The organism is Streptomyces sp. NPDC050636 (assembly GCF_040654775.1).
Classification (GTDB): Bacteria; Actinomycetota; Actinomycetes; order Streptomycetales; family Streptomycetaceae; genus Streptomyces.
Map to the genome: position 1 here is coordinate 1 of NZ_JBFAIP010000112.1, position 18,612 is coordinate 18,612.

The following is an 18,612-nucleotide window of genomic DNA, read 5'->3' on the forward strand; positions in this document are numbered from 1 at the left end:
GGCCAGTCCCACCAGGCGACGGCCAGGAGGCGGGCGATGTCCTCGTCGTCGAAGCGACTGCGGATGAGTTTGGCCGGGTTGCCGCCGACGATGCCGTAGTCGGGAACGTCGTCGACGACAACGGAGCCGGAGGCGACGATCGCACCGTGTCCGATGCGGACGCCGGGCATCACCATGGCCCGGTATCCGAACCAGACGTCGTTCCCGATCACAGTGTCACCGCGGCCGGACAGGCCGGTGATCAGGTCGAAGTGCTCGGCCCACGAGCCGCCCATGATCGGGAAGGGGAACGTCGAGGGTCCGTCCATGCGGTGGTTGGCGCCGTTCATGATGAACCGTACGCCCTCGCCCAGCGCGCAGAACTTCCCGATGACCAGCTTCTCCGGCCCGTAGTGGTATAGCACGTTGCGGGTCTCGAACGCGGTCGGGTCATCCGGATCGTCGTAATAGGAGAACTCTCCCACCTCGATCAGCGGTGACGTGACCAGTGGCTTGAGCAGCACCACCCGAGGCTGCTCAGGCATCGGGTGCACCACGGTCGGATCGGCAGGGACAGCTGGCATCACGATCGGTTTCCTCGGTTTCCTCACACGTCGCAGACTGGCCGACCCATGATCGCAACCTGCGCTCCCGAGCCACCACCGAATTTTCTGCTACAGCGCCGTCAACGCTGTCGCGGAGGGTGAAGGAAGCCACGCCACGTCGTTCCGAGGAGACCCAGTGATCCACACCGCAGTCCCGTCGAGTGCACTGCAGAGAAGGAGCCCGGACGCTTCGCGATGTCCCGACCTGTGGAGAAGGCAACTCTGTGACGCCACATCGGTGGAACGACCACCAGGGGTCGAGCGACCCGTTGCCCCCGTTGGCGACCACGAGCGGAGTGCGGCGGTCCTTCTCCTCCCGCCCTGGGTGAGTGCCGGGCGGGAGGATCTGCTCAGCGTGGGCTTGCGTGTATCTGGGGCAGGGCGCGGGCTGTTTCGGCGATGGTGGTTTGGTCGGCTCCTTCCGCGGCTGCTGGTTGTGGCCGGCGTCCGGCGGCAGTTTCATCTGTCAGCAGGAGAGCCAGGAGCAGCCCTGCGGAGCGTTCGCTCAGGGCGCGGGCGGCGGGCAGCAGCCGGTGACGCTGTCCGGCGGGCAGGGACAGAGCCACGCAGGTGGCCCGTCCGGGAATGCCGAGCGGAAAGGCCGCACAGACTTCGAGGTGGGAGTACTCCAGCAGATCGAACTGGGCGGCTTGAGGACCGTGTCCGTCGAGGGCTTCGAAGAGTGCGCGAGGGTTGGTGATGGTGCGGTCGGTGAGTTTGATCGGCCGGTAACGGGCGAGGTGGTTCATACGGCCGTCGAAGTCGAGTTGGGCCAGCAGGCTCTTGCCGACGGCGCTGGCGTGTGCTGCGTCGCGGAAGTCGACCCATTCCTTGACCGCAGGCGCCTGGGGTCCATACGCGGACTGGAGGACCTTGACGTCTCCGTGGGTGTAGTTGCTGACGTAGACGGCGGCGCCGATGTGGTCGCGCAGGCCGGTGAGGGTCTGCTGGAGCAACTGGGCGCGCTGTTCAGGGTGGCGGGTCATTTTCATGAGCGGGCCGGGGAAGTGGGCGCCGGCGACGGTGGAGATCAGGTGCTGGCCGCGCAGCCAGTGCAGCAGCCAGGCCACCACTGCGAGCGGAAACCCGCTTCGGCGGGCCAGGGCACGGGTGGTGATCCCATCCGCCGCGTCGACGAGATAGAGGATGTCCAGGGCTCGGGCTGCGGCCTTCCACTGCTGAGGAGTGTCAGCGTGCGCGAGAGTGTTGCGAGCCATGTCGGTCAGCACCGCTGGCCGCAGCGCATGGACAGACCACCAGGGCTCGTGCCCGCCCCTCCCGTCGGCCGGGGTGCTGGGCGTGAAACCTGGCTGCCCAGGGGGAAGCGGCAACAACAGACCCTCACCGGCAGCGGTGCCACGGGACCGCGCGGTGAGCTGGGGCCGGTCGACCGCGGGGGAGCCGGTTTCCGGTCCGGGCATCTCCCGCTGCAGCGGCCCGGGGCCGCGAACCTGGCCCAGGCCGGGGGCCGGTACGGGGACAAGTGGGGGAGGGGTCGCCGCCTCTTGTCCGCCGGGACCGGTGTATTGGGCTGGTTCGAAGGCGCCGGCCCGGTCGATGCCCGCTGATGGCCGCGGTACCAGAGGCAGGCCCAGACCCTCGCGGACTTCGTCGATGAACTGCGGATCCTCGACCACCGGGCATGCATGGTGGCCGGCCAACTTGTGGCCCGCCGTCGCGTCCAGCAGCGCACGGGCGTCGCCGTGCCCGTGCCGGGCGGCCTCTGCGACGAGGAACCGCACGCTCTCACGCTGCTCGCCCCCCGCACGCGCGGTGAGGGCGGCCAACCGGAACAGCGCCCCTGGATGGCCGGCCTCGGCAGCCGTGCCCAGCCAGTCCGCGGCCGGCAGCAGCTCGCCACGGTCCAAGGCCTTCGAACCCAGCCGGTACAGCGAGTTGGCGTGCGCCCGCTCCTCAAGGGTCAGCGCATACACGGCGGTCAGGGGGCCGAGGTCTCCGCCGGGCCGGTCCCAGAAGTCGGGCGGGCCGGCGAGCTGGGCCAGCAGTTCCGCGAGCCCGGCCGGGACCACCGGCTCCGGGCACCCCGTCCCGCCGCGGTGGTCGTCGTACCTGCTCACATCCGTCACCTGTCCTTCTTTCCGTGCTGCTGCTTCTTTCGATGCCCATCCCGAATATGCCCAGAGAGATTGCGCCTTAGATGTGCAACCGCCTTGTTCCGCAGGTTGTGGAGGCGATGCGCGGGTATGCCGAGCGCGGCCGCGATCTCCACATCACTCAGCCCCCGGCTCTGCAGGTCCACCACCTGCCGCCGTCGGCTTTCCGGCATCTCCTCGATCGCCGGGATCACCAGCTCCTGCAGCACCACCCGGTCCTCATCCGCCAACGCCCGCGGCTCCGGCACGGCATCCAGCGCGTCGCTACCCATCACCACGGGCCGCCCGCCCCGTCGCTGCTGCTCGCGACACCAGTCAACGGCCAGATTTCGCGCCGTCCGCCGCAGATACGCCATCACCTTCGTCTCCGGCGCCAGACGTCCAGCGGCCACCTTCAAACCCACCCGCAGATAGGCCTCCTGCGCGATGTCCTGGCACGAGGCCAGCGACAGCCCCGGAAGCGCTTGCTGAAGCCAGTACGGCTCCGTCTCCACGAAAGCCGGGTAGCACTCCAGCAGCCGCTGGGCCACGCCCCCACCCACCGCCACCGCCTCTCCGGACAGGCCGTCGCCTACCACGGGCCCGGCTCCCCACCTTCCGTCGCGTCGTCCACGGCGCGGCCGACAGCGACCGCGACGCGCACCGTTACCGGGACCTCCGCGGCGACGTCTACCCGCACGGCGGGAACGCTGGCGACACACCGGCAACAACCGTCGTAGTCCGGCGGGCCCTCTGTTGCGCGGGACCGACGGGTCTTCCCTCCGGCAGGGCTGCGCTCCCGGCGCAGGCGCACCAGGGCGCCCAGCGCGTGTACCGCGCTCACGGCGGCCGGGAGGTATCCGGTCCACTCCAAGGACGGCGTCATGTAAGTGGCTCTCCATCTATCGGACACGGACGCGGTGCGTCCCTCGCCCCCCTGACGAATCCTGGGGTCCACTTCTCCCCCCACTGTCCCCACGTTCACCCGACCGGGGGAAAATCACGGCCGGCGGTGGCGCACGAGGTGGCTCTTGCCGCTGGCGATGGTGACCGGCGCCGAGCCGGCATACGCCCTCAGGGCACGGGCGTCGGCGAAGCGGGTGCGGTCGTCACCGATCTCGGCCAGGACGCGTGCGACGGTGAGCGGCCCATCCCGGGGAAGCTGCCCAGGACTTCGGCTTCCGGATGCCTGACGAACGCCTCGGCCGCGGCGTCGGAGAGGTCGTCGGCCGCCCGGCAGGCGGCATCCAGCTGGGCGGCCTGCGCGAAGGGACGATCCCGCCCGGCGGGGGCGGCGGGACGTCGCCTGGGCCCCCGGGGCACCAGCCCGACCGCGTGAAGTCCCGATCGCCCGGCTCCGGGAGTGCAACCAGCGGCTCACCACGAAGCTCGCCCGAACCCACACCGAGCTCGCTCAGCTCAAGGAGAGGCGCGGCATCGCCGCATCGCAGTGTCGGCGCTGGCGGCCAAGGGCGACGAACTACACGACTCCGCAGGCAGCTGAGCAGGTTCGGCCCTCGTGCACGTCAACACGCTGCTGTCGCAGCAGATCCTGGCCGAGCCGGAGTGGGTGAGGAAGCTCAGCGACGAGGACCGGCGCGGCCTGACCGCGTTGTTCTGGTCGAACTTCAACCGTACGGCACCTTCCACCTGGACATGGACAAGCGCCTCGACCTGGGGCCGGTCGCCAGCGTGCCCCACCCCCGAACCCAGGCGGACACCGCAGCACGCACCACCACGGAGAGACGATGAAGGACCTCCAGGACCTCACCGACCCGCGCATGAACGAGGCCGCTTGGCGGGCGCTCGATGCGCTGCGCGCCTACGTCGTCCGGGACCGTGCCGCGATTGTCGAGCACCTCGCGCACCTGGAGGGCGACCAGCTCGTAGCCCGGCTAGCGAGACTTGTGCAGGTTCGGCGAGCGCGCGGTCAGAACCAGTGCAGGCAGTGCGGGGAGCGCTCGGCGCGGAAGAGGGCGTCAGCGAGGGCGGCCGCGCCCGGGCGGTGGGCCCGGATGTGTCCGGCACGCACGAGCGTGCTCGGGGCGGTGCCGCCGAGGTAGACCGAGCCCAGGTCCCTCACGTCCAGGGACAGGTCGGGCTCCCGATCCGTCGGGACGCAGTCGGCCTTGCTGTCCCGGACGGTCAGCAGGTAGCGGCCGTGCTCGCCGAGGAACGGGTCCTCGACGTCGAGGACGAGCTCGCCGTCCATGAACCAGCCGCGCGCGGTCAGAGCACGCGGGACGTCCAGCAGCCGCACCCAGAGCCAGTCGGTGTCGCCGCTCACCTCGCCGGCGCGGAAGTCCGCTAACTGCCAGCGCAGCGGGTGCTCGGACGGGACGTGCTTGAACACGACCTGAGAGACCAGGTCGTGTCCGAGTACGAACCGGGCCAGGGCTGTGAAGACGGCGTCTTCGGTGGCGATGGTCTCGTCGACCGTCAAGGTCTCGGATTCGCCGATCGAGTAGCTGGCGTACCCGTCCGGGACGCCGTCGGCGTCACGGTGAACGGCGACGTAGCGCGGCGCCGGTGAGATCGGGGGCTGCCCCGCGCGCAAGGCCCACCAGCGGTGCGGCCGGGACAGTGCGCCGGGCTGGGCGCGGCGATACCGGTCGTAGACCTCTTCCAGAATCTCTCCGCACTCGGCACGACGCAGCACCTCGACCGAGTCGTTGTCCGAGCCGGTCGCGGGTGCGTCGGCCACTCCGCGCGCCCGGGGAACGGCGAAGGCGGCCTCGTGGCGCGGCACCGTCAGCCGCGCCGTGTAGGTCGCCGGTCCGTAGCCGAACCTGCCGTAGATCGGGGCCTCGGAGGCCAGCAGCACGGAGAGGAACTCCCCGCGGGCCCGCAACTCGGCGAGCTGATGCCGCATCATCGCGCTGAGCACGCCCTGGCGCCGGTGCGAGGGCAGGACGCCGACGGCGGTCACCCCGGCGGCCGGGACGAGGGTCTCACCGGGCAGGGTGAGCTCGAAGGAGTGCGAGGCGGCGGTGCCGACGGGCCGCCCGTCCGCCGTCAGGGCGAGCAGGCAGCGGTTCATTTCGAGCGCCGACCACCAGAGCCCGCCGCCCTCGATCGGGGTTTCCGGGAAACGCCCGAACGCGGCATGGACTGTGTCGACGAAGACGTCAATGTCCTCATCGGTCGTGGAACGAATCTCCATTGCCGCCGCTGCCTCCTCGAAATACCGGCACCACGACTCGTGGTGTCTGGCCACAGTGCAGCGTTGACCCGTGGCCAGGGCAAGCGAATTACGGCCGGGCCCGCGGACCTCACGTTCCAGTCGCTGGCTCGGCATACGCACTTCAGTGTGGGCGCGCTGAGCGGGGCGATGGCCGGACGCGAGTGCCCCCGCTGGGAGCCCGTGTGCGCGATCGTGGCGGCATGCGGTGGCGAGGTGCATGATCTGTGGCCGGTAGGGCGCAAGGCCTGGCTCGCCGACGGCCGCAAACTGGATGGCATCCCGGTGCCCGAGGGGCACGCCGTCGCACAATCCGCTTTCCGTTCGGTCTCCTACATGCGCCGCGGACTCCTGGTGGCGGCGGCCTGCGCGGCGGCCGTATTCATTGGGTTCAGCAGTATGGCGAAGAAGGTGGACGAGCGTCCCGGGTCCCTGCCGACTCCGCAGCCGCGCGGTGTGTGGTCGGCCACAGTCACTCGTCAGCCCGGCAGTTGACCGTTGGACAACGATGGGGAGGCCCGACCGCCACCCTCGTACGCGACCAGGTCGTGGCGGGCGGCTGCCCACAACGTGTCTCATGCTCGACCCGCAGCTCGTACAGCCGCAGCCACATCCGCCGTACGCCGGGCCGATGCTCGTCCGCTTCCAGGTCCAGGCCCTGGTAGGTCCAAACATCATCGAGACCGGCACCGATTCCTAGCGACTCGCCACCACACGCGCCCGCGCAGAACAGCAGATGGTCAGCTGACCAATCGCTCTTTCCGAGTGCGAGATAGGTCGGCATGTCCGTGACTCGTCGACGATGACGATTCTGTGGCGTTGGCCGACGTCTATGGTCGCTTTGTTGGCACTGGCTTAAGTGCGGGCCAGCGAGCGAGCATTCGTTGGCGCATAGCGGTGCTGAGGCTACTCACGCCGCTGAGAGAGGTGTGGTCGGCCGTCATCTGGCCAACGACCCCGAGCCGATGGACGAGCCGTTGCCGGGCGGTCGCGGTGCCCCACTTCCAGTCCCGATGCGGAATCCGGGCCAGGTGATCAGTGCTTTCGCGGCGTGCCCGCTCAACCAGCGCGTCGCCGCGGAGCAGCCAGCCGGCGCACGCGTCAGCGAGCCCATCTTGGGCTTCGGAGCCGGTCACGGTGCGCCACTCCTTGCGGTATGCGTGCTCAGCCCGTTCCAGCAACGGCTCCGACGCTGAAGTGACACACCAGCAGGTCGGAAAACCAATGCGCAGATAGGCCAGCTCCATCAAGCCGCTGCCCAGTGACGCCTGCTCAAAGTCGATGAACCTGATCCCCGTGGCGGTGTGGAGATCATTACCGGGACAGGGATCCCCGTGGAGAAGGGCATGCCCGGCTGCCTGGTCCAGCCGGTTCACGAGGTCAGTGAGTTCGCCGGACACGCCAAACGTGACAGGAACCTCCAGAGCCCTGGCCAGCCGCAGGAAAGACTCGATATCGGACTGGTTCGGGCCCTGCCACCGGGGAAGTGCGCCAACGTCCTCCGGACGGGCGGTGGCATGCAGCCGTGCCAACGCGGCTGCATAGTCGACGATCCAGTCGCTGGCCGGGCGTCGGTGATCCAGATGCTCCAGCACCAAGACCCGCTCGCCGGGATCGGTGGCCAGCAACGCGGGCACCACGGGAATTTCAGCTCGGGCGGCGAGCCGCAAGGCGGCCACCTCGCGGGCGTATCGCTCGTCGGCATCAGGACCGTCGACGATCTGCTTCACCACCACCGTCGCCTCTGGCAACTCGACGCGCCACACGCGCGAGCGAGGGCTGCTGCCCAGTCTGCGAGAGCGCCTGGGCGATCCCAGCTCGGCCCGCAACTCGTCCCCGAACGGCAGTCGCAACCACATGGGCTCATCCTTCCACGCGGCCGAACGAGCGCGCGGCTACTGCGCACAACTGGGCGTCCTCCTTCACGCCGCCGAGGACCACCACCCCGCAGCGAGAGCAGGGAGACACTTGGGACTGCCTCCCAGGTCTCTTCACCAGGTAGTCGGCTGACCTGCGATTCCGGGTGGCTGTCCAATGGATTTGTCGCGGGATCTGTATCCGGCTGTTTTGTCATTCTCTTCGGGGAGTAGTGCTGGACTTGGTGGACTGTTGTTGTCCGGCGGCCGTCGGAGGCGACGGAGAGGAGATGCGGGGTTCTGGAAGCCGTGGACCTTTTCGTCTCGGTGGGCGGGACGACCTTGCTGCCATCACCGGGTGCCCTGTGGCCAGCCTGGGTGAAAACAGATGGAGGCTTGGCCGACACGGTGATCGGATGGAGCGATGCAACGTGATGCGTCGGTGGTGGACCGGGGGCAGTACCAGGAGGCGGTGACGCCCTGGGAACAAGACGATTGGCGTAATGCCGCCCTCGGGTGGGCGGAGCGTGAGCTCGCTGCTCGTGGGCTGCGCGAAGCAGGAAAGCGGAAGGTGCGGGTGCGGCCGTGGTCCGTGTTGGTGCGGATGCCTGTTGAAGAACACGACGCCGTGTGGTTCAAGGCCAACCCGCCGGCCAGCGCCTTCGAGGCGGGGTTGACCGAGGCGTTGGCCCGCTGGGTCCCGGAGCACGTATTGAAGCCACTTGCCGTCGATGCCGACCGTGGATGGTCGCTGCTCCCGGACGGCGGATCGCTCTTCAGAGACGTACTCAACCGTGGCTCCGCCTGCCCACGGGCCTGGGAGGAGCCGCTGCGCCAGTACGCCGGCATGCAGTGGGTACTGCGTCCGTATACCGAAAAGATCGAATCACTCGGTGTTCCCAACGCCCGTTTGGCTGTTCTCCCAGAGATCTTCGACAAGACCGTCGATGAGAACACCACGCTGGGCCTCACCGACCTCAAGGCGTTGCGCGAGCTGCGTCCCCGCCTCGTGGACTGGTGCGCGGAGCTCGCGGGCGCGGGTATTGCCGATTCGCTCGATCATTCCGATCTGCATGACGGGCAGCTCTTCGCCCCAGAGCCGGGCCGTTTCACTTTCTTCGACTGGGGCGACGCGGCCGTCTCCCACCCCTTCTGCAGCCTGCTGGTCCCTGCCCGCGCGGCCCGCGAGCGGTATGGGCCCGAGGTGCTGCCGCGACTGCGCGACGCCTACTTGGAGCCGTGGACAGGAGCCGGCCGCACAGCTGCCGAACTGCGACGCGCTGTCAGCCTGGCGTGGCGGCTCGGAGCGATCGGCCGAGCCTGCTCCTGGGGCCGTCTCTTCCCTGGGACATCTGACAGCGTGAGCGCCGCAGGTGATGCAGAAAGCGCCGGCTGGCTGCGTGAACTCTTCACTGAGCCACTTCTTTGACGGCGGGGGGGGGGGGACGGCAGCTCGGCCACCAACTCGCCGACAACTACCCGGTCCAGATCCGTTTCCACCAGCTGCCCATCGGCTTGGCGGTAGACCACCCGGGATGACCGACTCTCTGTCACACGCTCTGGGTTCGATCGACGTGCCATAGCTGTACCTGTGTTGGAAGACCTCGGCACAGGGACGCCGGCCTTCTCCAGCGGCAACCTGCTGGAGAGGGCCGCCAAACCAGCTAAGGGATGGTTCTCGATCGGAGCGCCCGTACGACCGAGGCTGCTGGTTGAGGCTTTCTCGGAAGCGGGCTGGCGGCAGGACAGCCGGCTCAGTGGACCATGAACCGGTCTCATAATCTGCAGGACAACCCTTGCGATGCGCGGATCTTGGACGTTGGCGTGGGGTCCGGTGGGAAGGTACGGGGATGAGTTTCCGGCTGGCGGCATACGCCGTGTGCATTGAGGACGGGCGGGTGCTGCTCGCCCGTCACGTACCACCGAAGGGTGAGACCAACTGGACTCTTCCGGGCGGCAGGGTCGAGCACGCGGAGGATCCGTTCGACGCGGTGATCCGGGAGGTTGCTGAGGAGACCGGCTGCGACGCGGTGGTCGAACGCCTGCTGGGCGTGGACTCAAGGGTGATCCCCGCGGCCGCCGCGCGTGCGGGAGTCGAGCACCAGAATGTCGGCATCTTCTACCAGGTCCGTATCACCGGCGGCCAACTCCGGCCTGAGCCGAACGGCGAAACCGCTGAGTCGGTCTGGACTCCGATCCCCGACGTCGCTTGCCTGCGCCGGTCATCGCTGGTCGACATCGGCCTCGCCTTGGCGCAGACCCTTCCCGCAACTGGCCACGTTGCTCCCGTCCCGGAAGGCGGCCTGATCCAGCACTGAGGCCACCACCCACATCTACCTGGCCCGCTTGACCGTCATGTGGCTCACATGATCGGCCAGTCCTCAGGCCGCGGTCTTGGTTTTGATGAGCGGCACGTCCCGCGTGAACTCCCGGAACCCGACGCTGTAGTACAGGCCACGCGCCTTGGGATGCCCCGGCGCACCCAGGCAGGCGACCGTCATCTGAGTGGCCCCGGCCGCCCGCGCCAGATGCATCCCGTGCAGAAGCATCGCCCTTCCCAGCCCCAGGCGCCGGTAGTCCGGATGCGTCCCGACCGGCTCGAACTCAGCGGTCTTGTTCGCTTCGTCGAGCCACATGATCGTCGAGGATGCCATCGTTCCGTCCGGCGCCTCCACCAGGACGTGCAGGTCGCCGCGGTACGCCGCCGTCTGCCGGACGCCCTGGTAGCTCTCGGCCGTGTATGCCGAGGGAGCCCAGGCGTCCAGATGGGCCTGGACCGCGGCCTGTGGCCCGGCCTCGTCGGCGGTGCGGAACCGGAATCCGTCTGGCAGTACCGGCTGTTCCACGTCGGTGAGGTCCCGCTCGTTGAGCTGGGTCCAGGACCCGGCGTCGCCGAGCGAGGCCGGGTCGGTCTCATAGCCGTGCGCCGCCCATCGCTTCAGGGCGAGCTCATCGGCGGAACTCGGCATCACCGTACGCTCGATGGCCGCCGCCGTACCGTCGTACCAGTCGATCACCTCGTCAACCAGCCCGGCGTGTCCGGGATGGACCTGATACGCCAGATAGGCACCGGTGACGTGCTTCACCGACCCGTCGCTCCGCCTCTCCTGGTGCGGAAGATAAGCCCAGCCCCACGCCACCAGATCCCCGCCAGAAAACCACAACCGACGCGGCCAGCTTGCGCCGTCGCGGGCGTGACCCTTGCCCCAGTTCCAGGCCAGCTCGCCGAACGACGCGTCGCTGTTCACCAGGTCCGGGCGGGTGGCGGTGACACGCTGCGCCAGACCCTGCATGAGCTGTACGTCTGCGGCGGTCACAAGCTCGGAGTTTGCCATAGCGCGCCAATGTGTCAGGACTCCGCAAAGCTGTCGAACCGTTTTCCCGGGCTGCCCATCGCGGCAGTCAACAGCACAACGGGCGAAGCGCATCGTCGTTGCGGCGGAGCCGCTGGCCGGCCGGACAGTCATGTCCCTCGACTACGCCGGCTGACTGCGGACATCGACCGACGCGCGTCACGACCTACAGGGTGAACGCTCCCTGATACAGCACTAGTACCGGAGTACTTGGGCTTTCGCCCGGTGCGGCGAGAGTGCGTGCCGGGCGTCGGCCGGCAGGCGGGAGTTTGACGACAGGCCTAGGGGCGTTTCCCGCGCCGACGGGAGATCCCCGGCTTCAAGAGTGCGGAACCGTCAGCGGAACGGGCGGCGCAATCAGCGCATCCAGAGCGCGGTCGAGGGCGCGCAGCAACGCTTCCCGGTCGTCGGGCGCGTACAGCAGCCGCGGCGCCAGCCCGTCGGAGAGCGCGATTCGCTTGGGTCTGCTGCTGGTGCACTACCAGCAGCAGACCCAAGCAGTCCACAGCCACGCGCCACTCGCAGCCCAGTACCTTTTTGCCCGCATCGTTCTTGGGTGAGACGAACGGAGTGCAATCCACCGATTTATGGCGCCATCACCATCTACGATGCACGCGGAATTCCTAGGTAGGTCATGGCCTCCTGGAGGTCACGGAAACCAAGGACGGGCTCCTCGGTGAAATCCTTCACCGTCACCTCAATGACGGGGCCCCACTCGTCAACCGAAACGGAGATCGTGAATTCGGCATCGCTCGGGGAGCCTTTGATCCATGCTCCTTCTAGGTCATGGAACGAGAATTGCCATCCAGGGAGCTCTCGTAAATGCTTCCCCAAATCGATCCACGTCGAAACGACATCTTGAATCCGGTAACTTGAATAGATTCGCTGATGGATACCCAGAACGCAGATCATTCGAATGACGTCTTCATACGCGACGGCAACCTCGAATTTTTCCGGCGAGCGGTTGTTCAGAAGCCAGGTATAGGCGAGCAGATCAGAGCGAGAGAGATTTCCCTCCGTCATATTCAGGACTCATTTCGTGGTTAGCGCCTGGCGACATGCCACGCTAAGCGATCGTGACTAGGAGTGGAAGAGTGACGACCGTCAAAGCTGTCGACGCCAGGACCATTTCGGCAATTTCTCCGCTCGGACCCTCGTATTTCTGCGCGAGCATATGACTCAGTACTGCTACCGGCATGGAGCACTGAATGATGAAAGCCGTTGCTGCCGTCGGCGAGAGTCCCAGTGCCCTGGCCAGAAAAAGACCCACCGCAAATCCTCCGCCGACGCGGACGAACGACAAGAACAGGGACCGTGACAGACTTTTCACCTGGAGGTGCGCCAGGGATATTCCGAGCATGAAGAGCATCAACGGAAGCGTGACACCGCCAAGCAGGTCCAGCGTTTTCGCCAGCGGGCCCGGAATTTCGATATGGAGACCCAGCTTCAACAGCGCCAGTGCCAGCGCATAAAGCATCGGGTTCTTGAGGAGCTGTCTGGGGGACATATGCCCAGAGGCAAGCCACGCACCTAGCGTCACATGGCCGATCTGAATCAGCGTGGAGAAAGCCACCGCAAAGACAAGACCATCATTGCCAAGAACGAAGTAGGCGATGGGTATGCCGAGATTTCCCGTGTTCGGCAGCATCAGCGCCGGGAGATAGCGGCGATCCCGGAGGCGCAGGACCTTGAGCGCGAGTAGCCCGAGCACGGCGAAGCAACCGACCGCCAGGGCGCCGGCCACGAAGGTCTGCGCCACACGACCGAGGGTCAGCCCCGGCCGGTCCAGGGACGAGAGCAGGAGGCAGGGGAACCCTACGTTGGACACGAACGACGTGACGAAGGCCCTGTCGACGGGTTGCTTGAACTTTTCCCACAGTGCTCCCAGGCCGGCACAGAGCACGATGGGCAGAACGATGGATATCAGTGCAGAAATCACCTATCGAGCCACGCTTCTGAACCGGCCTCGCTCGATACGGAGGGGAGGAATCCGAAGATCATGCGCGCGCATGCGGGGCCGGTCGCATCGAAGTTGAGGCGACGCATGTTCCGTGGTTCGTGCGGAGCGAACGAGGTCCTGCCGTGAACGATGGCCGTGTTGTCCGCGATCAGAATGTCGCCGGCCTCCAGCCTGAACTGGAATCGATTCTCCGGAGCCTCGAAGAACCGGCACAGCTCTTCGAAGATTTCCTGTGCGTCGGCGTGCGGTGCGACCTCTGCGGCGCCATCGCGCATGCGGAACTTGATTCCACGCCATTCTCCGGAGCAGGTGAACACCGCCTGCGTGCTGCTCTGCGACGTACGGGTGACCGTGAGCGCATCGGCCCTCGATAAGAGCTCAATCTTGTCCGGGAATACACGCGCCACGTGGTCATACGCGGCTTGCGCGCTCGCGAGGATGGTCATACCGCCGATCGCCGCCGGGGTGACGCACTGGAGCGTGATGATCTTCTCGGGTGCATCACGGAAGGCGCCATCGGTATGCAGCAGGTGTTCGGCGGGAGTAGAACCAAGGAATCCCGCCGTACGCTTGAAGGCATTAATCCCAACAATTCCTTGGTCATCCGCCCGCGGATGCGGCGCCGGATTTCCGAAATACCTGCCAAGGCCGAGAAGGTCCTGGTAACTGTCGCTCAGGTCCAGACACCGAAGGATCACGAAACCATGGGCATCAAAGCGATCCAGCATGCCACGCTGCTGCATCAGAGACATGCGTCGCACCGATGGAATTTCGAGTATCTGCGATTCGACCGGAAAGGCGGCGTCAAAGGACTGTCGTGTTATCTGGGCGACTACCATTCCATCTCCCCCTCATGGGCTGTCCGCATCATTGGCGGCTACACGCACAGAAGGTATCAAGGACGCCAGCAACCCCTCACCAAGGATGGCCGAATCGAAGCGCTCCAATGCGGCCACCTCCTGGCGCATAAGGTGGCTATGAACTGCGAGTTCATCACGCGCTAAGGCCCACGGCACCTCGTTTTGACGGCGCTCGGATGGCTAGATCCACACGAGAGCGCGTGGCGGCAAGGCCATGCCCTGCGGGGGTAATTGCATGGATCGGCACGGCGCCGATAAAAGCGAGGAACGCCAGTAGGGCTCCGTTAGGTCGGTGTGCGTCTCGGCGCGCGGCGTCTGCCCGATCGTCTAGGCAGGGGTGGGGGGCAGGTAGTGCAGGTGCCGGTCCATCAGTTCAGCAGGGGCTGGAGGGTGTCAAGGACTTGGTAGAGCGTGAGGCCGGTGTGCGGGCTTTTGGGGAGAGCCGCTGTTCGGTGAGGAAGGCGTGACCGGCGGTGACCAGGGTGATGTTGTGGTGCCACCCGGTCCAGGAACGTCCTTCGAAGTGGTCCAGGCCGAGGCCGTGCTTGAGTTCCCGGTAGTCGTGCCCGATCCGCCAGCGGATTTTCGACAGGCGGAAAGTTCGGCGAGCGGGGTGTGCTCGGGCAGGCTCGTCAGCCATTAGTCGGTGGGCTCTTCGGCGCCTTCGGGCCATTCGACCTGCAGTGTCACTTCGGGCAGGACGCCGTCCCAGTGACCGTGCTCGGCGGTGGCGGCGGCCAGGGCGGCCACCGAGGAGGGCTTGTCGCGGTAGCGGGGCTGTGGCTTGCGGCCGTTGCCGGACCAGGGCGGGGTGACCGGCTGCGCGTCGTGCGGGTGCACGGTCACGTCCGAGCGGACGGCCACGACGTAGGCGATGCCCCTGTTGGTCAGGCCATCGCGGAAGTCGGCGTTCTGTCCGTAGCCGGCGTCGGCCACCATCACTGGCGGGACCAGGCCCCACCCCGTCAGCTCGTCCAGAGTGTCCAAGGCCAGGCGCCACTTCTCACGGTGCCCGATCTCCTCGGAGATCCCGGTCTTGTGCCGACGGGCCAGATCGCCCGCCCACTCCTGGGGCACGAACAGCCGCCACTGCAGCGGGACCGACGCGGTATCGGTGACCGCGTGCACGCTCACCGCGACCTGGCAGTTGGCTTGCTTGCCCAGCGCCCCGCAGTACTGGTGGGCGACCGCGACCGATATCCAGCCGTCCTTGGGGAACGACACGTCATCGACCGCCCAGGCATCCGGGCCGACCGTCGGCACCATCCGCTGCGCGATCCGCCGCCGCACCGGCTCCGGATGCCAGGTGGACTGGTTCACGAGCTGCTGCAGGTTCTGCTCGTGGCCATGGCTGCCGACTGGTCGCCGTCGGCGGCGACGGATGCGCTGGGGGATGCGGACGGCGATGCGGACGGCGACGCGGACGGCGACGCCCTCGAAGGTCCGTCCGCCGTGCCGGAGCCATGGTCAACGTGGACCTGGTCGAGGGAGGAGGCGTGGCCGGCCATGGAGGCCCGCCACGCCAACACCCTTGTACCGTCCGCCGGTTGACCGCCGGCGGGCGCTCACACCTCGCGGTATTGCTGGGCTTTGTCCCGGTCCCGCACGCTGATGCCGAGCGCGCGCAGCTCCTCGCGTGCCTCGTCGGCGGCACCGGTCCGGTCGTCGGCGAGTGCCCGCTGCCGCATCCGCAGCAACGTGTGGACACGCTCTTCGAGGCCCGGCGCGTTGTCGACCCAGGTGGTGTAATCCGCCTCATGCGGGTCGACGGTGCCGCGCCAGGGATAGCCCTGCTGCTCGAACGCGGACTTCAGACGACCCGCGAGGCCGTTGTCCACCCGGGTGCGGACATGCTCCCGGCCGTCGGCATCGCGCAGCACCAGCTCGCGGCCGTCGGTGAACACCTCGGCGACCAGGGCCCGTTCGACGTGGCGGCCGCCAGTGGTGTTGTGGACGACGACGCTGTCGGTGCCCACCTCGATCACGGGATTCTCCGCGTGCCAGGCGCCCGCCACCAACGCCCCGGCCACACCGCCGACGAGCGTCAGCACCGGCACGGCCCACACGAGCGGCAGTGCGGCCGCCAGCCGGAGCGGGCCCGGCGCGCCGTCGAAGAAGCTGATCATCCAGTCGGCGAGCGGGCCTACGGCGAAAGCGGCGCCGAGGCCGAGCGCGGCCCCGCCCAGGATGACGGCCCACAGCCACGCCCCGGGCAGCCGCACAGTGACAGAGGGCTCACGCTTGACCATCGGTGTTCTCACTCTCTCGCTCCGCCCTCTCGGGCTCTCGGTCTGTCCCCGCGGGCGCCAGGTAGCGCGCGACGGTGCGGCGCAGCGCGGGGAGGGGGGAGTGGCCGGGGCGGGCACCCAGGTACGTGGCGTCCACCAGGTTCTCCAGCCAGGCGGCGGCCTCGGCAGGGTCGAGCTCCGGGTCGACGTCGCCTGCCTCGATCCCGCGCGCGAGGAGGCCCGCCAGCCCGCCGCACACCACCCGGGACGTGCGGCCGACGACGTCGAGGAGCTCGGCGTCGTGTCCGACACGCCGCAGCAGCTCGACGACCATGCTTGAGGCGCCCGGGTCCTCGGCGTCCGCGGCCAGCTCGGTCACGACGTCGAGGACGGCAGTGAGGGGGTCGTCGCTCCCCTCGTGACGGGCGAAGAGTGCCTCCGCGCGCGGGAGGTCCTGCTCGAAGACCGCGCGGAAGAGGGCCCCTTTGTCGGCGAAGTAGTAGAAGACGCTGCCCGAGCTGAGTCCGGCGGCCGATGCGATCTGCGCGACCGTCGTCCGCTCGAATCCCTGCACCCCGAAGAGGCGGCCCGCTTCGGCGAGGATCGCCTCCCGCCGCCGTGCGTGCAGCACTGGGTCGACCGTTCGTGGCATCCCGGCACCCCATTCATTAACTGACTGGCCAATTAAAGAATAGCGCACGCCTCAGCCGCCACGTCCCGGGGGAGGCTCTGAAGGCGTCCGGTCCACCTCAGTGGCGTTCGATTGTTCGCCCCGGTCAGTGTTGGCTCCAACGGCTCGGAAGCCGACGAGTGTCAGGGGTAGCGGATGCTTCTGGCGGAGGAGGTCACTTGCACCTACGCCACCGACCGGGTCACCACGAAACTCGGGTGGAAGCTGACCGCCGACTGTGCCGAGGCCAAGGCCCTGTGCTGAGTCGCCTTCGGGTGCAAGTGCGCGATGGTGAAATTCACGCCAGCACCGTAGAGCCGCCGTCTGCGCCGCCGTTGGATGAGGGAGATGCCGGACCGGCTGTTCGTTTTCCGATCACCCGGTAGGTGCGTCGTCCAACAGGTGAGCGCCGGCGCTGCTCGGGGGTGAGTTGGTGGAAATCGGCGGTGCAGCGGGGAGGGTCTCGAAGGTCGGCGCGGCAGTCTCCTCTGGGAAGCACGAAGCCCCCGGTGTGACTTGAGTTCTAGTGGTTGTCGCAACACCCCAGATGAAGGGGTGCGATGGACTTCGAGATCCGGAAGAACCGGGGCCCGGAGGCGGGCGGAACATGGCCCGGGAGCGGGCCGCATACTTCCTGCTCATGGAGCAGGGCTACAGCACCCGGGAAGCGGCCCGGATCGTCGGTATCAACCTGCGCACCGGCAAGCGGTGGCGCAACGGCTGGCACTCGCCGCCAGGCGGCCGGAAGGCGGTTCCTCCGATCTACCAGGAGCCCGGGCAGATGCCCTTGGGTCCCTCGGAACCGGAGGGACCGCCCGCTCAGCCGTCTCGGTATCTCCAGGAGCACGACCGCATCCATATCGCCGACCGTCTCCGCGAGGGGGCGTCGATCCGGCAGATTGCAGCCGAGCTGGGTCGCAGCCCGTCGACCATCAGTCGTGAGATACGCCGAAACCGGCACACTCTGCATAACGGCGGCTGGTACTACCGGCCGAACATCGCCCAGAACCGGGCCAAGGCCCGCCGGTCCCGCCCGAAGCCCGGGAAGATCGGCCGGAATCCCGAGCTGCGGGACTTCATCCAGGATCACCTCGAACTGCGCTGGAGCCCCGAGCAGATCTGCCAGGCTCTGCGGGCACGCTTCCGCGACCGGCCGGAGATGCACGTGACCCACGAGACCATCTACCAGGCCCTCTACGTCCAGGGCCGCGGAGAACTGCGCCGCGAACTGACCCGCGCCCTGCGCACCGGCCGCGCTCGCAGACGCCCACACCGCGATCCACACAAGCGCAGCTCACACGCCATCAAGGGCATGGTCCTGATCAGCGAACGACCGGCCGAAGTAGAGGACCGGGCGGTCCCGGGCCACTGGGAGGGCGACTTGATCATCGGCAGGAATGGCAAGTCCGCCATGGGCACCCTGGTCGAACGCTCCACCCGCTACCTGATGCTCGTCCACCTGCCTGTCGGCCACAGCGCCATCGCCACCCGCAACGCGCTCACCACAACCGTCCAGAACCTCCCGCGTCACCTCTGGCGGTCCCTGACCTGGGATCAAGGCTCGGAGATGGCAGCCCACCGCGCGTTCACCGTCGCCACCGACATCCCGGTCTACTTCTGCGACCCTGCCAGCCCCTGGCAACGCGGCTCCAACGAGAACACCAACGGCCTCCTGAGGCAGTACTTCCCCAAGGGCACCGACCTGGCCGCCCACACCTCCCAGGACTTGGCGGCCGTCTCCGCCGAGCTGAACAGCCGGCCACGCAAAACGCTCGGCTGGGAAACCCCAGCCCGTCGTCACGCCAATCACCTTGCGGCAGAACCGAA

General features: G+C 67.6%; 17 protein-coding genes and 2 pseudogenes. 6 read left to right on the forward strand and 13 right to left on the reverse strand.

Going from position 1 to position 18,612, the window contains the following annotated elements:
* From AB0I10_RS35920 to AB0I10_RS35940, 5 genes and pseudogenes are all read right to left on the reverse strand, one after another.
* The coding region (locus AB0I10_RS35920; protein ID WP_363156927.1) for a CatB-related O-acetyltransferase at positions 1 to 563 on the reverse strand (563 nt) is incomplete at its 3' end.
* 371 nt (positions 564 to 934) lie between these two features.
* On the reverse strand, positions 935 to 2,662 hold the full coding sequence (locus AB0I10_RS35925; protein ID WP_363156928.1) for an IclR family transcriptional regulator C-terminal domain-containing protein: 1,728 nt from the start codon (positions 2,660 to 2,662) through the stop codon (positions 935 to 937).
* Positions 2,663 to 2,667: 5 nt separating this feature from the next.
* Positions 2,668 to 3,276: an RNA polymerase sigma factor gene (locus AB0I10_RS35930; protein WP_363156929.1), complete on the reverse strand. Its 609-nt coding sequence runs from the start codon at positions 3,274 to 3,276 to the stop codon at positions 2,668 to 2,670.
* Between the two features lie 419 nt (positions 3,277 to 3,695).
* Positions 3,696 to 3,931, reverse strand: a pseudogene (locus AB0I10_RS35935) (transposase); the annotation flags it as partial.
* Between the two features lie 676 nt (positions 3,932 to 4,607).
* Entirely contained in the window at positions 4,608 to 5,840 is a 1,233-nt protein-coding gene (locus AB0I10_RS35940) for a GNAT family N-acetyltransferase (protein ID WP_363156930.1), read from the reverse strand.
* A gap of 63 nt (positions 5,841 to 5,903) precedes the next feature.
* Between AB0I10_RS35940 and AB0I10_RS35945 the strand changes: the two genes are divergently transcribed.
* On the forward strand, positions 5,904 to 6,353 hold the full coding sequence (locus tag AB0I10_RS35945; protein ID WP_363156931.1) for a hypothetical protein: 450 nt from the start codon (positions 5,904 to 5,906) through the stop codon (positions 6,351 to 6,353).
* Positions 6,354 to 6,435: 82 nt separating this feature from the next.
* Positions 6,436 to 6,558, forward strand: coding sequence for a hypothetical protein (locus tag AB0I10_RS35950; protein ID WP_363156932.1), 123 nt, complete (start codon positions 6,436 to 6,438; stop codon positions 6,556 to 6,558).
* A 130-nt stretch (positions 6,559 to 6,688) separates the two neighbouring features.
* Here the strand turns inward: AB0I10_RS35950 and AB0I10_RS35955 are convergent, their stop codons facing one another.
* A complete protein-coding gene (locus tag AB0I10_RS35955) occupies positions 6,689 to 7,717 on the reverse strand; it encodes an aminoglycoside phosphotransferase family protein (RefSeq protein ID WP_363156934.1) in 1,029 nt (342 codons plus the stop codon).
* Positions 7,718 to 8,138: 421 nt separating this feature from the next.
* Between AB0I10_RS35955 and AB0I10_RS35960 the strand changes: the two genes are divergently transcribed.
* Together AB0I10_RS35960 and AB0I10_RS35965 are read left to right on the forward strand one after the other, a co-directional pair.
* Positions 8,139 to 9,143 carry an aminoglycoside phosphotransferase family protein gene (locus AB0I10_RS35960; protein ID WP_363156935.1) on the forward strand — a complete coding sequence of 335 codons (1,005 nt, stop codon included), beginning with the start codon at positions 8,139 to 8,141 and terminating at the stop codon, positions 9,141 to 9,143.
* 421 nt (positions 9,144 to 9,564) lie between these two features.
* Positions 9,565 to 10,032 carry an NUDIX domain-containing protein gene (locus AB0I10_RS35965; protein WP_363156937.1) on the forward strand — a complete coding sequence of 156 codons (468 nt, stop codon included), beginning with the start codon at positions 9,565 to 9,567 and terminating at the stop codon, positions 10,030 to 10,032.
* 63 nt (positions 10,033 to 10,095) lie between these two features.
* On the opposite strand, the gene AB0I10_RS35970 is transcribed toward AB0I10_RS35965, so the two are convergent.
* From AB0I10_RS35970 to AB0I10_RS35990, 5 genes and pseudogenes are all read right to left on the reverse strand, one after another.
* The gene (locus tag AB0I10_RS35970) at positions 10,096 to 11,049 is read right to left on the reverse strand and encodes a GNAT family N-acetyltransferase (protein ID WP_363156938.1); all 954 of its coding nucleotides are present in this window, start codon (positions 11,047 to 11,049) and stop codon (positions 10,096 to 10,098) included.
* A 621-nt stretch (positions 11,050 to 11,670) separates the two neighbouring features.
* The gene (locus tag AB0I10_RS35975; RefSeq protein ID WP_363156940.1) at positions 11,671 to 12,090 is read right to left on the reverse strand and encodes a hypothetical protein; all 420 of its coding nucleotides are present in this window, start codon (positions 12,088 to 12,090) and stop codon (positions 11,671 to 11,673) included.
* Positions 12,091 to 12,133: 43 nt separating this feature from the next.
* Positions 12,134 to 13,006 carry an AEC family transporter gene (locus tag AB0I10_RS35980; protein ID WP_363156941.1) on the reverse strand — a complete coding sequence of 291 codons (873 nt, stop codon included), beginning with the start codon at positions 13,004 to 13,006 and terminating at the stop codon, positions 12,134 to 12,136.
* Complete coding sequence (locus AB0I10_RS35985; RefSeq protein WP_363156942.1) at positions 13,003 to 13,866, reverse strand: TauD/TfdA family dioxygenase; 864 nt, start codon at positions 13,864 to 13,866, stop codon at positions 13,003 to 13,005. Before AB0I10_RS35985 ends, AB0I10_RS35980 begins: the two co-directional genes overlap by 4 nt.
* Before the next feature lie 394 nt (positions 13,867 to 14,260).
* Positions 14,261 to 15,234 (reverse strand): annotated as a pseudogene (locus AB0I10_RS35990) (IS701 family transposase); the annotation flags it as partial.
* Between AB0I10_RS35990 and AB0I10_RS35995 the strand changes: the two are divergent.
* A complete protein-coding gene (locus tag AB0I10_RS35995) occupies positions 15,235 to 15,438 on the forward strand; it encodes a hypothetical protein (RefSeq protein WP_363156943.1) in 204 nt (67 codons plus the stop codon).
* Between the two features lie 14 nt (positions 15,439 to 15,452).
* Here AB0I10_RS35995 and AB0I10_RS36000 read toward each other — a convergent pair whose 3' ends face one another.
* Together AB0I10_RS36000 and AB0I10_RS36005 are read right to left on the reverse strand one after the other, a co-directional pair.
* Positions 15,453 to 16,136 (reverse strand): hypothetical protein, encoded by a 684-nt coding sequence (locus AB0I10_RS36000; RefSeq protein ID WP_363156944.1) that lies wholly within the window; start codon positions 16,134 to 16,136, stop codon positions 15,453 to 15,455.
* Positions 16,123 to 16,767 carry a TetR/AcrR family transcriptional regulator gene (locus tag AB0I10_RS36005; RefSeq protein ID WP_363156945.1) on the reverse strand — a complete coding sequence of 215 codons (645 nt, stop codon included), beginning with the start codon at positions 16,765 to 16,767 and terminating at the stop codon, positions 16,123 to 16,125. Before AB0I10_RS36005 ends, AB0I10_RS36000 begins: the two co-directional genes overlap by 14 nt.
* A 658-nt stretch (positions 16,768 to 17,425) precedes the next feature.
* On the opposite strand from AB0I10_RS36005, the gene AB0I10_RS36010 reads away from it, so the two are divergent.
* On the forward strand, positions 17,426 to 18,612 hold a 1,187-nt coding region (locus tag AB0I10_RS36010; RefSeq protein WP_363156946.1), incomplete at its 3' end, for an IS30 family transposase.